At 57.7% G+C, this 17,800-nt stretch carries 16 protein-coding genes; 2 read left to right on the forward strand and 14 right to left on the reverse strand.

All coding sequences use genetic code 11. The annotated features are described in order from the left end of the window. Positions 1–344: 344 nt before the first annotated feature. The 12 genes from lhgO to ACLQ7E_RS00160 form a co-directional block, all read right to left on the reverse strand. Positions 345–1,547 (reverse strand): L-2-hydroxyglutarate oxidase, encoded by a 1,203-nt coding sequence (lhgO, locus tag ACLQ7E_RS00105; protein WP_411730517.1) that lies wholly within the window; start codon positions 1,545–1,547, stop codon positions 345–347. Positions 1,548–1,549: 2 nt separating this feature from the next. Next, entirely contained in the window at positions 1,550–2,539 is a 990-nt protein-coding gene (locus tag ACLQ7E_RS00110; RefSeq protein ID WP_411730480.1) for an ornithine cyclodeaminase family protein, read from the reverse strand. After that, positions 2,536–3,549, reverse strand: coding sequence for a zinc-dependent alcohol dehydrogenase (locus tag ACLQ7E_RS00115; protein ID WP_411730481.1), 1,014 nt, complete (start codon positions 3,547–3,549; stop codon positions 2,536–2,538). The genes ACLQ7E_RS00110 and ACLQ7E_RS00115 overlap by 4 nt, the downstream gene beginning before the upstream one ends. Positions 3,550–3,558: 9 nt before the next feature. Then, positions 3,559–4,263: an ABC transporter ATP-binding protein gene (locus ACLQ7E_RS00120; RefSeq protein WP_411730482.1), complete on the reverse strand. Its 705-nt coding sequence runs from the start codon at positions 4,261–4,263 to the stop codon at positions 3,559–3,561. A 12-nt stretch (positions 4,264–4,275) separates the two neighbouring features. After that, positions 4,276–4,998, reverse strand: a complete 723-nt coding sequence (locus ACLQ7E_RS00125) for an ABC transporter ATP-binding protein (protein ID WP_411730483.1) — start codon at positions 4,996–4,998, stop codon at positions 4,276–4,278. Continuing rightward, complete coding sequence (locus ACLQ7E_RS00130; protein WP_411730484.1) at positions 4,991–6,025, reverse strand: branched-chain amino acid ABC transporter permease; 1,035 nt, start codon at positions 6,023–6,025, stop codon at positions 4,991–4,993. The genes ACLQ7E_RS00125 and ACLQ7E_RS00130 overlap by 8 nt, the downstream gene beginning before the upstream one ends. After that, the gene (locus tag ACLQ7E_RS00135; RefSeq protein WP_411730486.1) at positions 6,022–6,909 is read right to left on the reverse strand and encodes a branched-chain amino acid ABC transporter permease; all 888 of its coding nucleotides are present in this window, start codon (positions 6,907–6,909) and stop codon (positions 6,022–6,024) included. Before ACLQ7E_RS00135 ends, ACLQ7E_RS00130 begins: the two co-directional genes overlap by 4 nt. A gap of 16 nt (positions 6,910–6,925) precedes the next feature. Further along, the gene (locus ACLQ7E_RS00140; RefSeq protein WP_411730487.1) at positions 6,926–8,188 is read right to left on the reverse strand and encodes an ABC transporter substrate-binding protein; all 1,263 of its coding nucleotides are present in this window, start codon (positions 8,186–8,188) and stop codon (positions 6,926–6,928) included. A gap of 54 nt (positions 8,189–8,242) precedes the next feature. Continuing rightward, positions 8,243–9,001: an SDR family NAD(P)-dependent oxidoreductase gene (locus ACLQ7E_RS00145; RefSeq protein ID WP_411730488.1), complete on the reverse strand. Its 759-nt coding sequence runs from the start codon at positions 8,999–9,001 to the stop codon at positions 8,243–8,245. 20 nt (positions 9,002–9,021) lie between these two features. Beyond that, positions 9,022–10,473: an aldehyde dehydrogenase family protein gene (locus ACLQ7E_RS00150; RefSeq protein ID WP_411730489.1), complete on the reverse strand. Its 1,452-nt coding sequence runs from the start codon at positions 10,471–10,473 to the stop codon at positions 9,022–9,024. 23 nt (positions 10,474–10,496) lie between these two features. Continuing rightward, entirely contained in the window at positions 10,497–11,693 is a 1,197-nt protein-coding gene (locus ACLQ7E_RS00155; RefSeq protein ID WP_411730490.1) for an iron-containing alcohol dehydrogenase, read from the reverse strand. 309 nt (positions 11,694–12,002) lie between these two features. Beyond that, the gene (locus ACLQ7E_RS00160; RefSeq protein WP_411730491.1) at positions 12,003–12,680 is read right to left on the reverse strand and encodes a GntR family transcriptional regulator; all 678 of its coding nucleotides are present in this window, start codon (positions 12,678–12,680) and stop codon (positions 12,003–12,005) included. Between the two features lie 318 nt (positions 12,681–12,998). Between ACLQ7E_RS00160 and ACLQ7E_RS00165 the strand changes: the two genes are divergently transcribed. Further along, positions 12,999–13,568, forward strand: coding sequence for a VOC family protein (locus tag ACLQ7E_RS00165; RefSeq protein ID WP_411730492.1), 570 nt, complete (start codon positions 12,999–13,001; stop codon positions 13,566–13,568). Positions 13,569–13,860: 292 nt separating this feature from the next. Here ACLQ7E_RS00165 and ACLQ7E_RS00170 read toward each other — a convergent pair whose 3' ends face one another. Together ACLQ7E_RS00170 and ACLQ7E_RS00175 are read right to left on the reverse strand one after the other, a co-directional pair. Continuing rightward, a complete protein-coding gene (locus ACLQ7E_RS00170; RefSeq protein ID WP_411730493.1) occupies positions 13,861–14,604 on the reverse strand; it encodes an SDR family NAD(P)-dependent oxidoreductase in 744 nt (247 codons plus the stop codon). Next, positions 14,604–15,359, reverse strand: a complete 756-nt coding sequence (locus tag ACLQ7E_RS00175) for an SDR family NAD(P)-dependent oxidoreductase (protein WP_411730494.1) — start codon at positions 15,357–15,359, stop codon at positions 14,604–14,606. Before ACLQ7E_RS00175 ends, ACLQ7E_RS00170 begins: the two co-directional genes overlap by 1 nt. Before the next feature lie 214 nt (positions 15,360–15,573). On the opposite strand from ACLQ7E_RS00175, the gene ACLQ7E_RS00180 reads away from it, so the two are divergent. Next, positions 15,574–17,784: a thiamine pyrophosphate-dependent enzyme gene (locus ACLQ7E_RS00180; RefSeq protein ID WP_411730495.1), complete on the forward strand. Its 2,211-nt coding sequence runs from the start codon at positions 15,574–15,576 to the stop codon at positions 17,782–17,784. Positions 17,785–17,800: the final 16 nt, after the last annotated feature.

The following is a 17,800-nucleotide window of genomic DNA, read 5'->3' on the forward strand; positions in this document are numbered from 1 at the left end:
CCCCAATCCCCTCCCCCCCAAATTCGGGGGGGGGGTTGGGGGCCCCCCCCCCCCCCCCCCTCTGTCTTTGTTCAGTGGCAGCGGATAGAGGTGAGTCAGGAGGGCCCTTTCTCGTTGAGCGGCAGCATTATGCCTGGAACCGGCAGTAAAGCTCCCGGAGGACTAGGACCAATTGCGTATCGGGGAGCCTTCACTTCGATTTCGTTCGAATCTGCTCTCACCGGTGCCCGAGCCTCATGACAAGCGCAGCTCTCCCAGAAACCGCACAAGCAGAAATACCAGCAAGCTCCCCGGACGACCGTCTAGGGGCTTGCGGCTATTGATGCGATATTTGCGGCTTTGATTTATCTCGTCGCGATCTTCATGAAGTTCTTCAAAACGTAGTCGGCGATTGCCATAGCCGAGGTTGCGGCCGGAGAGGGTGCATTTCTCAGCAGGGTCACAGATCCAACCTGATCCACCGCGAAGTCGTCCAGCAACGATCCGTCCTTGTTCCAAGCCTGGGCACGTACGCCTGCCGCCGTTTTCGATTCCAGGTGCGAAGATTTCAGCGCCGGGACGAAGGACTGGGCTTGTTTGTAGTAGAGCGGCTTCAGCAACGAAGCACTGACCTCCCTCACCCCCATCAGCCAATGGTTCTTGGCCAAGACCCCGGCACCGGGCCAGGCGAGCGACTCGAAGGTGTCCTTGAACGAAATCTTGCCCCACGAATATCCCTCGCGCGCCAGAGCGGGAACGGCGTTGGGCCCGACATGGACATCGTCATAGACGCCACGAGTGAAGTGGACACCCAGAAACGGGAAGCGCGGGTCGGGTACCGGGTAGATCATGCCCTTGATCATGGGCGCTGACTCAGCACTCATGGACCAGTATTCGCCTCGGAACGGCAGGATCTTTGGCGACGGACTGGCACCCACCATCTTGGCCAAGATGTCTGATTGCAGGCCGGCACAGACCAGAAGTCGATCGAATGTGTGAGTTCCGGAGGTGGTCGACACCGTGGTCACTCCGCCGGTTGTCGAAATGGCCGTGACTTCCTGATGCAGCAATATGCTCCCGCCGTTTGCCCTCACATCACCAGCCATGCATTCGGTGATGGCCGCGTAATCAACCACTGCGGTGTGCGGGGAATGCACTGCGGCGACACCGGCCACATTCGGCTCGACCTCACGCATTTCTTCCGCTGACAACCGCCGAAGTCCCGGCACCTGGTTTGTTGAAGCCCGCTGCTGGATATCATCCAGCCGCCCCAATTCGTCTTCCGAAAGCGCAACCACGAGCTTTCCGACCTCGCGGTATGGAAGACCACGTTCCAGGCAGTAGTCGCGTGTCATCTCACGGCCCCGTGAACATAGCTCGGCTTTCAAGGAACCCGGCTGGTAGTACAACCCGGCATGGACCACCCCGGAATTGTGTCCAGTTTGGTGCGCCGCAAGGCGTGCTTCCTTTTCCAAGACGGTAACTTCGAAGTCTCCGGAGGAGCTCAAGGCTCGGGCAACGGCAATTCCGACAATTCCGCCACCAATAATTCCGATTCTTTCAACCATTTTTATCGTCTTCCCTTTACTGGTTCCCCGTTGATTTCCGTCATAGACCCGACGCCGACCGATACGGCGCGGTGATACAGCGTTGCAGCGAGCGCGGTGTCCCAACTACCGACGCCCTGTGAAACGAAGCCGGTGGTGGCCGAGGCATCACGGCACTGATTCTCACCGGCAAGGGCGCTGCCAAGGGTGCGGACTTCCGCCCAACTCAGCTTGCCTGCTTCGGTGGCCCGAATCAGCGTTCCGCCTTCGTTCTTGGCTTGTTCCACGTCATCGGTGAACACCTGGTCGATTGCGCCAAGAAGGTCCGGCGAAGCCTCCGCGTTGGCCGGGTTGTTGGATCCCGCAAAGACGTAGTGAACGCCCGAGCGAAGGTGGCAGACATCCAAAACAGGTTGCTGGGAGTTGGTCATGGTGGCTACAATATCTGCGTTTTCCAAAGCCGCTTCAAGACGTTTCACTGGATACACATTGATGCCGAGCTTGCTCGACAAGGACTCCGCCATCGCCGCAGCCTTGTCGTATGTGCGACCAAAAACCGCCACTTCTTCCAGACCGACTGCTCGAACGATGGCCTCGGCTTGTGTGAGTGCCTGGTATCCAGCCCCTATCATTGCCAACTTCCTGGCTCCCGGGGCGGCCAATGCACGGGCGGATATTCCGCTGGCGGCTCCTGTTCGCAGCTGGCCAAGACGGTCCGCTTCATAAAGGCACAGTAGGGATCCTGCTTGGTCAAAGAGCATTCCCCAAAACTTTGCACCACCGGAGCCGGTTACATATGTCTTGGCTCCGATCATGCCGCGGCCGTCTTCATCCCTGAACGTACCGCCCAAGAGATTGAGTCGAGCGGGGCCCGTGGAGGTCCGTGTGCGCTTGGCATTCGAGCCGTGGCCTATTTCCACGGCAATCAGTGCACGTTCAACGGCTTCAAGCGCGTCGTCCATGTCCAGAAGGGACTCGACATCCGCTTCGGTAAGAAATCTGACGATGTTCACTGTGAATGCTTCACATCCTTTAAGATGACTGCTTTGATCAGTTCAGCCCTTGATGTGCGCTCGATGGCGTCGATTGAATCTTCGAACGGAAAGATCGTGATCATTTCTTTAAGCTGGCCTTGGTACTTTTGAATCAAGCGATGTGCCGCTTCGTAATCGCTGCGGACATAACCGTAGGTGCCATGGAAGCTCAGTCCCTTGCGCACTATCAGGTTCATGTTGACGCCGGTGAGATTCGGGAACATGGCCGGCACCACAATTTTGGAGTGTAATCCCAGCCGCTGCAGAGCCGCGTTGAGGGCAGCCGCCGATCCCGATGCTTCCACCCATCCAACTGCGGCAAAGCTGTCGTCTTGCTGACCGACATGCATACCTAGTCGCTTGGCGAAGGCCACTCGCGATTCTGCGCCTTCTGCTGGGCCGTACATGTGCACCGAGGCGCCAGCATCGAGCAGAGCAAGTCCGGAGAACAAGCCAATGGCACCGGGACCGGATACACCTATCGGAGCTCCGGCAAGTTCCATTTCAAGTCGGCTGATTGCCTGAAGCGCAATTGCAGCCGGCTCAATAAGCGCAGCAAGCACAGGATCCAGTTCACTGTCACGGGGCAGGAGAAACAACCGGATTGCTGGGATGGCCAGGTATTCCGCCAAACCGCCATCGGCGTGGATGCCAATACAGTCGCGGGCCTCGCAATAGTTGGTGTCACCTTGGCGGCAGATCGAACATTCACCGCACCCGTCGATAGCAATGACGACGGCTCGACGGCCGATCAACGACTCGAGTCCGGGAGCCGCTGCGGCAATGAGCCCAGTGACTTCATGCCCCAATATCAGTGGCGGGCGCAACCACTCATAGCCTTCGTCTGATCGCGCCGCATGGACATCCGATCCGCAAATTCCAACGGCTTGCGGCTGCAACAATACTTCGCCGTCGGCAAGCTGCGGGGTCTGCACATCTGAGATCCGCAGATCCCATGGGGCAGACGAAACTTTCTGCAGAGCAAACATGAAGGTTAGTCACTTTCCAAGATACGATTCGCGGACCAAGTCGCTTTCGCGCAGGTCCGCGGCAGTTCCAGAGACGCGGGTTTGCCCTCCGTCAATGATCGTCGCGAAGTCAGCCACTTCGAGGGCGTTTTTCACGTGCTGTTCGACCAGAAGCACGCCAACACCGGTGGACGCGATGTCCTTGACGATAGCGAACATTTGGGTGACGATCACGGGAGCCAGTCCCAGGGACATCTCATCGATCATCAGGGCCTTGGGTTCGGCCATTAGACCGCGTCCCACGGCGCACATCTGTTGCTCGCCACCGGACATCAGACCTGCCTCTTGATTGCGGCGTTCGGCCAAGCGCGGGAAGTGGTCATAGATCGCGTCGAGCCGTGACTGCATCTTGTTGTCTTTGCGGTTCACATAGCCGCCAAGAATCAGGTTTTCTTCAACCGTGAGTGAACCAAAGAGCTTCCGCCCCTCGGGAACATGCACGATTCCGAGGCGGACTCGCTGCTGGGGGCTGAGCCGCAGAATGCTTTGTCCTTTGAACTGGATGTCGCCTGTCTTGGCTGGAATCAGCCCGGATATGACTCGCAAGGTGGTGGATTTACCTGCGGCGTTGGGCCCCAGCAGGGCCGTAATCCCGTTGAACGGCATCTGCAGACTGACGTCTTCGAGCGCCTGTGCATCGCCGTAGTATGCCGAGATGTTCTTTACTTCAAGCATCTTTTCTGTCTCCTACTCTGAGGTGCCGAGGTAGGCCTCGACGACCTTAGGATCCTTAATGACCTCTTCCGGGTCACCAAAAGCGATTTGCTGTCCGTGATCGAGCACCATCATGCGGTCCGAGACTTCCATGACCGCAGAAACAATATGTTCAATCATCAAAATGGCAACGCCTCGGTCGCGTACCCGGGTGACGAAGGGCAAGACATCCACGACTTCGCGGCTATTCAACCCGGCAAGGACCTCATCCAGGAGCAATAACTTGGGGCCGGTGGCCAGCGCCCGCGCAACTTCGACGCGTTTGCGTTGTGCCAGTGTCAAGGACTCGCTGGGGGTGTCGGCGAGACTGGCGATCCCCAGGTCGTCGAGCAGCTCCATGGCGCCACGGCGGGCCGTGGCGACGGAGGCGCTCTTCACCAGCAATGGGACCATCACGTTTTCGGCAACACTCATGCCGGTGAACGGCTTGACCACCTGGAAGGTTCGCCCAATGCCGTTTCGGGCACGCTTCACCGAATTCTGCCGGGTGATATCAACACCGTCGAAGGTAACTGATCCGGTGTCGGTGAAGAACATGCCTGAGATGAGGTTGAAGAACGATGTTTTGCCGGCGCCGTTGGGGCCAATGATTCCGATGATTTCCGCAGGTGCCAGTTCCAGGCTGACTCCGCCAACCGCTTGCACGCCACCGAATCTCTTGGAAACGTTATCAACTTTCAATAGCGGTTCAGTCATTGCCTGACGCTGCCTTTCCTACGGTCGTTAGCTCGGGCTCAGGTTCCAAATCGGCATCTACGTCCGGACCGGTCTTCTTGAACTTCGCGGCCAGGCGATGGAAGCCATCGACCAAGCCCCCGGGCATCATCCTGACCATGACGATCAGCACCAAGCCGTAGATCATGAAGTTCACGCCCTGGCTGGCCCCGGAGAATGTCACACGCAACCATTCGCCAAGCGGGGTCATGATGATCGCACCAATGATGGGTCCGGCAATGGTCCCCATACCGCCAATAATTCCATTCAGTGCAGGCTGAATCGAGTACAGCGTAGAGGAAAACTGCGTGTCTGGTTCGATCACGAAGTAGTACAGGGCTGCGAAGGCACCGAAGACGCCGGTCACTGCGGAGCTGATGAGCATTGACCCGATCTTGACACGATTGGACCTCACGCCCAGTGCGCGGACGGCCTCCTCATTGGAGTCGGTGGCCCTCAGGTGGTATCCGAGCTTGGAGCGGTAGATCCATATCGAGAGCAAAACCGTGAGGAAAGTCAGAACCAGCGCAATGAAATAGTAAGGTTCGCGATTTTCGAAGGAAATGTATGCGAAGCCTTGGAGCGGCGGGGTGGTAATGCCCACCGACCCCTTTGTTATGGGCACTGCCCAGATGGAAAGCAGCCTGAGGACTTCCACGAAGGCCAAGGTTGCAAGGGTGAAGAACGGACCGCGCAAGCGAACCAAAGGTATGACCAGAATCAGTGAAGAAACGGCTGCCGCGATCCCGGCGAGAAGGAGCCCAAGCCATGGGTTGACCTGATGATGCGTATACAGGATTGCAACGGTGTAGGCCCCCACGCCGAAGAATGCGGCGTGGCCGAGCGACAGGATGCCGCCGACGGCCATGATGTTCCAGGCGACGGTGATGCCCACGTAAATCAAGATCATCACACCGATGTGCAACATATATTGGTCACGGACGAATAGCGGAAGCGCAATGGCTGCCAGGGTCCCTGCACCGAGCCAGATAAGATCCTTCTTTTTCACTTCAAACCAACTTCCGCGTTGCGCGCCGACCCGCCGAAGATGCCCTGCGGACGAACAATGAGCACGAGAATAAACACGACGAATACGGCAACCTGCTGGAGCGCGGGGTCAATATAGGTTCCTACGATGGTCTCAACGATCCCCAACAGCAATCCACCGATCAACGAACCAGCCATGTTCCCCAGTCCACCTAGCACCACAACTACGAATGCCAAAAGCGTGAAGTGGGCGCCCACCAACGGGTAGGCCGCCTGGAACGGGATAATCAGGGTTCCGGCGACACCAGTCAATGCCGCACCGAGACCCATCGCCAACAGGTAGTAACGCTGGACGGGGATACCAATCAACCCTGCGGTCTCACGGTCCTCAGCCAGCGAACGGAGGACGGTGCCAACCAAGGTACGGTTCATCAGCAGGAACAGCCCGAGCACCAATGCCAGGGCCACCACGAATGCCGTGATTCGCCCATAGGTGGCGCTGACGCCAAGAATGGTGGTGTTTTGTTCCGCCCACGGAATGCTTACCGAACGGAACTGCCCACCGAACACGAAAAGCGCCAGGTTCTGCAGCAACACCGACAGGCCAAGGGTCGCAAAGATCTTCATGATTGGTGACGAATTCTGCATGGGACCGATCATGACCTTTTGCAGCAAGACGCCGAAGAGGAACATCGTTGGCGTCACGATCACCAGAGAAAGGTATGGATTGAGATTCCAGCTGTTCCACAACCACCAGGTCATGTACATGGCCATCATGACCAGCTCACCGTGGGCGAAGTTGATGATTTTCACAACGCCGAAAATCAAGTTCAGCCCAACGGCAACCAGCGCATACACACCGCCCAACATCAAGCCCGCAACAACTGTTTGCACAAGGTAGTCCATTAGATGGTCCTATCTGTCATAGCCCGAAGGGCGTAATGAGTTGGGGTTCACGCACGGCGGCCGTCGGTGGGAAAACTGTTTCGAGTTTCGTCCCGTTCCATTGCATGACATTCATGGTTCCAAGCAAGTTTTGGTTGTGCTCATCCAAGTCAAGTCCCCAGCCGGAAGCGGTGCTGCCTTCCGGGACCTTCATTGCGTGCGCGGCTGCACCGAACACTGCCGGGTCATCGGATCCTCCGGTCTTCTCCAAGATATCCAGAAGCAAGTTCGTGCCGGTGAAGTTGGCAATCGAGTGCCCCGAGGCCGGATCCTGGCCAAAGCGGTTTCGATATTCTTGAAGGAACTCATCAATCCCCGGTGCGAAATCGGGATTCACGTGGATCTGGGTGAAGTCCACATCGAAGACACCATCCGCGGCGGAGCCCAGAGCTTTCTGGAAGTTCGCCAACGAGTGCCCACCGCCGGTTCCGATAAATGCACCGAGTTTCAGCTTGTTGTCGCGAATCTGGCGACCCAGAAGTACAGCATCGGCCGCGTAGGACACCGCCAGAACCACATCGGGATTCTGGTTCTTCATGCGCAACACCGTCGAGGACAAGTCGGTGGATTTCGCACTGTATGGCTCGGTTTCGAAGTGCTTCAGTCCGATCTTCTCGGCCTCGCGACGGGCCAATTCGACAATGGATTGCCCATATGAGGAATCCTCGTGCACCATCAGTACTCTGAGGTCCTTCAGGTCCTTACCAAGCGCTCCCGCAAGGAATTGATCAATGAACTGCATGTGCAGAACCGCCATGGTGTGCGCCGTGGGGTTGAAACGAAATACGTTCTCATAGCCCCGGTTTGTGATGGCTTCTGACACGGCACCAAGTTCAACGAAGGCGTTGCCAGTCCGTGCGAAGACTTCCGATGCAGCCAGGCACAGCGACGATCCGTAGGTTCCGATCGCCATCTTGATGTTTTTGTTAAACACGAGCCGCCGGGCTTCGGAGGTCGCCGTATTAACATCCGGGACGTCTGCAAAGACCAGTTCCACGGCCTTGCCAGCAACGCCGCCGGCTCGGTTGCGTAACTCGGCAGCAATCTGGGCGCCACGCCAGGATTCCTCACCCAGCAAGGCGTTCGTGCCACTTATGGGGTACATCGCGCCGATGCGCAATGTAGACGAATCTGTGCCGGGACTTGCGCAGCTGGCCAACATCGGCGCCGCCGCCAGGGTGGCCAATGATGCACCGGTAATTTTCAGGAAACTGCGACGATCAAAGCTGTTGCTTCTCATGTGCATTTTCTACTCCAATCAAGATGGGGTAAGACGAGTGGAATGGTGCAGTGACTACGAAGCGGTCCAACCGCCGTCGACAACCAGTAGTTGTCCCGTTGTATAGCTGGAAGCATCCGATGCAAGGAACACAGCCGTCCCTGCCAGTTCCTCGGGGTTGCCGAAACGTCCCATGGGAATACGATCGAGCATCTTTTGGTACCGCTCGGTGTCCGCGAAGACTGCCTCGGTCAGTTCGGTGCGGAAGTATCCTGGTGCGATGCCGTTGGCCCGAATTCCGCGTCCCGACCATTCGGTGGACAGGCTGCGCAACACTCCATAAATTCCAGATTTGCTTGCGGTGTAAGCGCTGATGTCCGGAACCGACAATAAGCTCGTCAGCGAGCCAATAAAGATGTGGCTTCCCTTGGTGCCGCGCTGAAGCTGACGGGCACCGATTTCACGGCTAAGCATGAAGGGGGCAGTCAGGTTAATGCGAAGAATCCGTTCCCATTCAGCAGGGTCGAAATGTTCCGCGGGCTGGCGATGTTGGACACCGGCGGCATGGACCACTATGTCGAGTGGCCCCTCAAGGACGCTCTCCGCCTGATCTATCACGGAGGCTTCTTGGCCGGCGATGGCAACGTCTAGTGCCAACGGATATGCGGTTGCCCCCAAATCGGCGGCCGCATCCTGGACCTCGGATGCAGTACGGGAAACAATCGCGACGCTTGCACCGGCGTCAACCAAGCCTGCGGCGATTGCTCGCCCCAGGCCACGGCTCCCTCCCGTAACCAATGCACGGCGGCCTACGAGTGAAAAGGATTCATTCATGATTCCGGTTCCTTTGTGAATCAGTGGGTGCGTATTGCTGCGGTCTTGATGCGCGTGTAGAACGTCAGCGCGTCGCGCCCCTGTTCTTTGTAGCCGGAACCTGAGTCCTTGAATCCACCGAAGGGGTGGTGGATGTCCCAGCCGGTGGTTGGCTGGTTTACCGACACCTGACCGGTGTCAACACGCCGAAGAAACGCGAATGAGGTTTCCAGGTCCTTTGTGAAGATCGCCGAGGAAAGTCCATAGTCGGAATCGTTGACGGCATCGACGGCCTCATCGAGTGTGTCTACCTCGAGCATGGCGAGAACCGGGCCAAAGACTTCATCGCGCCAGATCGAGTGTTCCTGCGAAACTGCAAGGAATGTGGGAGCGACGAAGCAACCAACGTTGGAGGTCTGGTCATTCAGTTGGGCAGTGGCGAGGACTGATGCACCCTCCTGTTGCGCGGTTTCCAGGTGGAGCTGAATTTGTTTCTGTGCACCGGAGTCCACCACCGGGCCAAGGTCGGCACCGGGAGTCTGTCCGGGAGCAACCTGCAGGTCACTGACAGCAGCCGCGATGCGTTTGCGGACTTCTTCCGCAACCCCGCGCTGGACGATAAGGCGACTTGTGGCGGTGCAGCGTTGTCCGGCCTGGGCGAAGGCGCCCGCCACGATGGTGGGCACCGCCAGGTCCAGATCGGCATCGTTCATGATGACGGCGGCGTTCTTCCCGCCCATTTCCGTTTGGATCCGGATTCCACGGCCGGCCAGACGACGTTGGATGTCGAGGCCTACCTCCGTCGATCCGGTGAAGGAGACGGCACGAATATGTTCAGAGGCGAAAAGTTCCTCGGAAATTTCGCGTCCCCGACCAGTCACTGTTCCCAACACGCCCTGCGGAAGTCCCGCGTCGACCATGATTTCGGCCAGGGCCAGGGTAATCAACGGAGTGACGGATGCCGGCTTGATGACAACGGCATTCCCCGCGATCAGGGCCGGGCCAAGCTTGCGGGCTGGCGTGAGCAGAGGATCGTTCCAGGGTGTGACCAGCAGGACCACCCCCAGCGGTTCGGTGATGCGTGCAGCAAAGGTGCCAGGGCGTGCGTCGCTCAGCATTTCGCCAAACGCATCTCGCCCCATTCCACCGTAGTACTCGAAGAATTCTGCAGTCTTGCCGACTTCGCCGGTGGCCTCGGTGCGGGTCTTTCCCATTTCCCGAACAATTAGATCGACGAGCGATTCACTACGTTCGCGAAGGAGTTCTGCGGTGCGAAGGAGGATTCGTCCCCGCTCGAGTTGGGATGCGCTCTTCCACGTGCGGGCTCCTTGTACAGCCGCTTCAAAGACCTCTCGTACGTCCTCTGAAGACATGGCAGGCACCGTTCCAACGAGCTCGCCATCCGTAGCCGGGTTGCTGACCTCAATCGTGGCGCCGTTACTGGCATCCTTGAACTGTCCATTGACAAGGTTTTTTGCTTCGATGGTTTCCATTGTTAATCCTCGCTTCTTGGGTATCAACGGGCAGTCACGCTGAAGGCGTGCGCAATGTCGCCGGTAATCATGGCGTCAAATAGGCTCTGGACGGCTTCCCGGGTCATTGGCTCCGGATTCGTAGGCCGCTGGTAGTCCGCAACGCAGAGCTCAGCCATCGAAGGGGTCTGGTCGTCGCCAATTCCTGCATCAGCCAACGTGGTTGGCAGGCCTATGCGACCGGCCAACTCGGAAACGGATTTTGCCGCTACCTGCAAGTCTTCGCTTTGACCTGCCGTAAGTGCGCTCGCAATAAGCTTGGCCAGGGACGGCTCCAGGTTTTGGTTGTATGCGATGCAGTAGGGAAGCGCCATGGCGCAGGAGACTCCATGCGGCATGGGATTTGCGTGGGCAAGGCAGTATGCAAGCGAATGGCCTAGCACAACGCCTGCGTTCAAGGCTTGACCGGCAAAGTGTGATGCCCACAGAACTTGGCCCAGCGCATCCTGGTCACCAAGTGACGCCGCTTCGAGGTGATCCACAAGTAATTCGATGGCCCGTAGGGAGTGGTGCACGCTCAAAGGCGATGCAGTTGTGGACATTAGCGCCTCGGTGGCGTGGGCCAGAGCGTCCATGCCTGTCGCAGCAACAACCTTTCCAGGCAGCGACGACACCAACACCGGATCTAGAACTGCAACACGCGGAACATAAAGGCTGCATGATGACGCACGCTTGTTTCCGTCAATCGTCACCATGGCGATGCGCGTAGCCTCGGCTCCTGTGCCACAGGTGGTGGGGACCAACACGAGCGGCGCCACGCCATTGGCCGGTTCCACGACGCCGGTCCAATCAGCGCACAGCCCCTCGTTCTTCAGGAGCAGAGCAACAAGCTTGGCCGAATCTAGGACCGATCCCCCGCCGATGCCGATCACTGCCTGCACATTGTTGGAGCGCGCTTCATTCGCAACAACGTTGACGATCTCGTCCGTGGGTTCAGCACCGAACCCGCCACGCAAGTGCACGGTGAAGCCGGCACCCCGAAGCGCAACCTCGATCGGTTCGATCAGGCCCGCTGCGTTCACGGCATCGTCTATGGCCAGGAGCACCGGGCCGTCTTGGACGCCGAACTGGCTATTCAGGACCGACGCCAATTCAAGCGCCGAGTTGTTTCCGCCGATTACCACTCCGGGGGAAAGGAATACTGAAGCAGCCGCTACTGGTGGGCGCCAAGTCTGTGACATCTTCTTCTCAACTTTCGGTTTTGTATCCAATAATCGGCACTTCGCGCTCTAGCGCCGTCCGTTACATGGAGTTTGGATCCAATGAGAGATAGATAACCACACCATGTGACCCACGTCAACCCGATTGTATCCAAAGCAATGATTCATTACCTCGTGATCACCAACTCGAACCCCGAGCACGCGTGTTCATTTTGAGTCCAAAATGGGCCAGGATCATTGATATCTCAAGGGATAAAGTCCACCCCGTTCCCGTTGGGCACGAAAAATCCCGCGGTCCGTAAACCGCGGGATAACTATTTTAGGATCCAATTACATCATCGAGGTGATTGGCGACAAATTGCTTCGCGTGCGACGAATGTGAAGCTGGACCAACGTGGCCGCGGCTTCGGCATCACCCCGACGTACGCTGTCGGCAATCAGGAAGTGGTCAGCGTTGGTAGCTTCCAGCTGCTCAGTCGGCAGGGAAGTCATTAGCACACGCCGATAGTGCTGCGTGGTATTCCACAACCGTTGAACTACCTCATTGAGATACTGGGAACGCACGCCGGCATAGGTGAGCAGGTGAAACTGGCGGTCCAGGTCCAGGAAACGTTCCACGTCAATTGACTCCTCGGACTTCGCATTGGCTTCGATCTCCCGTGCGAGTTCGAGAATGCGCTGCTTTTGCTGATCGTCCAAATGTGGAATGCTCTCACGGATGGCAAGTGGCTCAACCGCTTCACGAAGCTTATAGGTCTGGTCGAACTCGAACGGGTCCAGTTTTGCCACCCATGCCCCACTATGAGGGACGATCGACACCAAACCTTCGGATTCCAACTGCCGAAGGGCCTCTCGAACGGGCATGCGGCTGGCCTTGAATCTTTCAGCAAGCATTTCTTGCCCCATCCGGGTTCCCGGCTGATACTCGCCCTGCAATATCGAATCCCGCATCTCATCCGCAATGCGACGACCACTTACGTCAGTGGCGCTTGTCTTGGGGCGGTTCATTGTTCTCCTAGTGAGGCGGTTTTCGGGGCGATCCAGTTTCCAATTCGCACGGGCGGCCCAGCGGCTCAAAGCCCGGGCATTTCATTCTTAATGCGCCAACCATGCATTGCGGCCTGAGCGCTCTCATCATGATGTCGCATTCAGCGTCGCTTCGCATGCGAATCCATGATGGCATCGGTCGAGCATTCAGCCCCGTTGCACGGGTCGATATCACATGGATGCTTAATTGGATCCCAATCAAACCAACTATATCCGAATTCGTCGATCTTTGACACAAAATGCGGTAGGTTGGATCCAAAGCTAGTGAGAAGGTGTTATGTGAACGTTAAAAAAGGAGTACCTGGGCTACGCGGTACAGACCACATCGGCTTTACTGTTCCAGACATCGACGAGGCCCACGACTTCTTTGTAGAGGTCCTAGGCTGTGACCACGTCTATTCACTAGGACCTGTGAAGCCTAGCGGCAATTGGATGAGCACCCACCTCAATGTTAATGATGATGCAGTCATGCATGAGATTCGCTTTTATCGTTGTTTCAATGGATCCAACTTCGAAGTCTTCCACTATTCTTCGCCCGACCAACGATTTCTCCAACCGAGAAACAGCGACGTTGGTGGCCATCACCTGGCTCTTTACGTAGATGACCTCGATGTCGCGATGGCCTATCTGGAAAGTCACGGCATCCAAATTCTCGGCAAACCAACTCATAGCATCGGAGCAAGCGAGGGCCAGCGGTGGGTGTATTTCCTATCGCCGTGGGGCATGCAATTTGAGCTGGTCTCCTACCCCGATGGCAAGGCCTACGAACAACAAGCCGAGACTCTACTCTGGGATCCTCGGGATGGATCCTCCGCACCCAGCGCGTCAGCTGGCCCGTCAAAAAACTAATCCGTTTGGGCAAGGACTTCCCCGCTGATGAGGGAGGCGTCGATGGCGAATTCCTGCGCTTGAGCCAATCGCTCAATTCTTACTCGAAGAAGATCCCCGGTTCACCGACCGCATCGACCATTGTGAGCGCGCGATGAATCCCTCCGAGATGCGTCCACATCCCTCGGGCGGCAATGGCCGGTGAATCATACGGACCTGTGTCTCCCTTCCGACGACACGATGCATTTCGAGCTGAGGGGGCAGCTATCCGCGCATGATCCAACAGCTTTGCACTCAGGGCCGCCTGGGCGCGTTAGCCAGCCATAAAAAGCCCCCCGTTGACATGGAGGGCTTCACCCGTAATGAAGCTCGCAGCATCCGAACACAAGAATGCAACAACGGAAGCCACCTCAGTGGCTTCTCCGTAACGTGCCAATGGTGTCTCCGAAAGCATCGCTGAGCCCCTTGCGGCAACCAACGATTCGACCATTGGTGTTCGGATGGTGCCTGGCGAAACTGCGTTCACACGCAATTTTGGCCCAAGTTCATGAGCGAGACTCCGAGTCAAGGCAAGGATCGCGCCCTTCGACGCGGCGTAGTGTCCGTGGTTTTTGCTTCCTCGGTGTCCCGCGACCGAAGCAAAATTCACGATTGATCCGCCATCGTTCATATGAGGAATGGCCGCATGCAGGAGTCGATAAACACCGTCAAGGTTTACGGACATCACCTTGCGCCATAGTTCTTCGCCAGTGTCCAAGATCGAACTCTCGGGGTAAATCCCCGCGGCGGGAACCACGAAGTCCAGGCCGCCGCCAAACGACTCGGCACCCAGCCGAAGCGCAGTCTGAATGGGCTCGTTGGCCGAAGCATCGCCGGCAACTGCCACCACACGCATCGCCATTTCGCTCCGCATTGATTCCAACCGGTCGGCATCAAGATCCATGAGGATAACGTTGGCGCCGCTTCGGTGGAACAGCTCGGCAGTCTGCCGACCGATGCCTCCGGTCGCTCCAGTAATCAGGAGCGTCTTTCCGGCAAAATCGAACGTTGCATTCATCAGTACCACGACCCGTCGATGCTCATGCCGCCATCTGCCATCAACATATGTCCCGTTATGTACGTCGAGGTACACCCGGCCAGAAAATGGATTGCGTCCGCGATCTCATCCGGTTCGGCAAAACGTCCTAATGGCGTCCTTGCTTTGATGGGTTCGTCGCGAAGCTTCCCTTCGGCGACAAGACTGTCGGTCAGCGCGGTGCGCACATATCCTGGCCCCACGGCATTGACGCGTATTCCGACCTGGGCCCACTCTGCAGCGAGAGTTCGAGTCAACCCACCAATGCCCGCCTTGGCAGCTGTATAGCTGGCCCGCTGCGGCATGCCGGTGTAAGTTGCGACCGAACCAAGGTTGACGATGCTGGCAGCGTCGGAATTGATCAGGAGTGGATATGCTGCTCTGGCGCAGCGCATGGAACCTGTCACGTGGATATCCAGCATTCTGCTAAATGACTCATCACTGACTTCGTGGCTAGGGCCAGGATCTGCTATTCCGGCGCAATTGACCAGAACATCCAAGCTGCCTTCATTCGTCTGGATACTTCTGAAAGCGCCATCGACGCTGGAACGGTCGGTTACATCGATTTCGAATCCTCGAGCGGTGGGGCCCAAGGCCTCAACGGCACTGCGCAGGGCGGCTGAATGCATGTCAAGCAAGACCGCTTTGCCCCCACTCTCGATCCAGCGCCTCGCGAAAGCAAGACCGATGCCGGAGGCACCACCTGTGATCGCTGCTATTCGAGACTTGCCAGTCATTCGTGCTCCTTGTCTTTGGGAGTCCACTGACTCCGCTCAATTCACCTTGGATCCAATACTAGGGTGAAGATGCCATGGAATACCAGATCACTCGAACCTTCGGCTTGCATTGGATCCAATTACAACTTAGCGTTGGATCATCGTGACGCCGTTCACGTAACCTGCTCCATCGATGGAATGCAAGGTTTAGAACTTCCGCCCACGGAGAGAACCCATGGCTGAAACCATTTCGCTTGAACCGCTGGCACAGTGGATTGAACTACGCACGACATCTGATGACTGGGCGAACGCCGATCCCAAGCTGCTCGAAACCATGCTGATTCAGATGCAAATCATCCGCGCCTTCGAGGAATCTGTTCTGGAATTGGCCGGCGAAGGCCTTGTTCACGGCCCCGCGCATTCGAGCATCGGCCAAGAGGGCGGCGCGGTCGGCTCCGCAGTTTTCCTGCGTCCGGGCGACGGCGTGAATGGTACACACCGTGGACACCACCAGTTCCTCGCCAAGTCCTTGGCGTTCCTGTGCAGTGACACTGGCGGAAGGATGGCTCTGGATTTTCCCGTCAGTGCTCCCGTTCAGCAACTCCTGCAACGGACACTTGCCGAAATTCTGGGCCTTGAGCAAGGATTCAGCGGTGGACGCGGCGGCTCCATGCACCTGCAATGGCTCGAGGCCGGCGCACTAGGAACCAACGCGATTGTCGGTGGAGGCGTTCCATTGGCTGCCGGCAACGCGTGGGCACAAAAACATGCAGACCCGGAATCGCGATCCACGGACCTGACTCTCACTTACTTCGGGGACGGCGCCTCCAATATCGGCTCCACCTTGGAAACCATGAATCTCGCTGCGGCATGGAAGCTACCTTTGTGCTTCTTCATCGAGAACAACCTCTACGCGGTCTCAACACACGTCTCGGAAGTAACGGCCGAAGCACGGCTCTCGGCACGCGGGCCTGGGTTCGGAATTGCCTCATGGCGCGTGGACGGAATGGATCCGTTGGCAGTCCACCTGGCGACGCAAGCGGCCGCCGAACATATGCGCACCGGCCAGGGCCCAACCCTCATAGAGGCGGAGGTTTACCGCTTCTTCCACCAAAACGGGCCCTTCCCGGGAAGTGCCTTTGGGTACAGGTCCAAGGACGAAGAAAAATCGTGGCGCGAACGCGACCCAATCTTGCGCATGGCCCGGGAAATGATCCAGTTAGGGCATCTGGACCAGCAAACCATCGATTCCATGACCAAGGTTGTCAAGGAGGCCTGTGCGGCCGCGGTTTCAGCGTTGACCGAGATCGATCCGGATGGGAAGAACGGGAAACGCCGTATTCGTCCCGAACTATGGCCACAGCCGGATTTTGTAGATGTCGGAATCCGAAGCGACCTTTCCGGAACATCACCCAGCGGGCTCAAGGAACAAAAAGACTTCTCCGGGGAACTCGCGGAACGCAAGTTCATCGACGTCATCGCCGATGTACTGCAACATCGCATGGATCACGATGAGTCGATCGTCATCATGGGCGAAGACGTACACCGACTCAAGGGCGGAACCAACGGCGCAACCCGCGGCCTGAAGGCGGCCTACCCCGATCGGGTGTTGGGCACGCCCATCTCCGAGAATGCCTTCACCGGCCTCGCCGGTGGCATGGCCATGGACGGCCGGTTCAAGCCGGTCGTTGAGTTCATGTATGCGGATTTCATGTGGGTGGCTGCCGACCAGCTGTTCAACCAAATCGGCAAGGCACGACACATGTTTGGCGGCCAGTGCAGCATGCCAGTGGTCTTGCGGTCCAAGGTCGCAATGGGCACGGGCTACGGGTCGCAGCATTCCATGGATCCCGCCGGCGTATTTGCGACCCAGCCGGGATGGCGCATCGTCGCTGCGTCCACGCCCTACGACTATGTCGGACTCATGAATACGGCGTTGGACCTCAATGACCCGGTGGTGGTACTCGAACACACCGACCTCTACGCCTCCACCGGTACCGGGCCCGTGAACGACTTCGACTACCGACTACCCGTGGGCAAGGCCTCAATACGTCGCCAAGGAGCCGACGTCACGATCCTGACGTACCTGGGAATGGTTGCCCCCGCGCTCGAGGCTGCTGCCGACGCCGTCCTTGACCCTGAGGTCATCGATCTCCGCTGGCTGGACCGCGCAAGCATCGACTGGGACACCATCGGGGAATCGATCAAGAAGACCAACAATGTCATTATCGCCGAGCAAGGGGCCTCAGGTACCGGCTATGGAGCCTGGCTGTCCGACGAGATCCAGCGCCGGTACTTTGACTACTTGGACCAGCCGGTGCAGCGCGTCACCGGCGCCGAATCTTCCCCAAGCATTTCGAAGGTGCTCGAACAGGCAGCCATCGCCGGTGCCACACAAATAACTGCAGGAATCCGGGACGCCGCCCGGAATCTCGCCCGCGGTTAGCCCACTCAAGGAAAGG

Source organism: Paeniglutamicibacter sp. (assembly GCF_046714615.1).
In the GTDB taxonomy this organism is placed as follows: domain Bacteria; phylum Actinomycetota; class Actinomycetes; order Actinomycetales; family Micrococcaceae; genus Paeniglutamicibacter.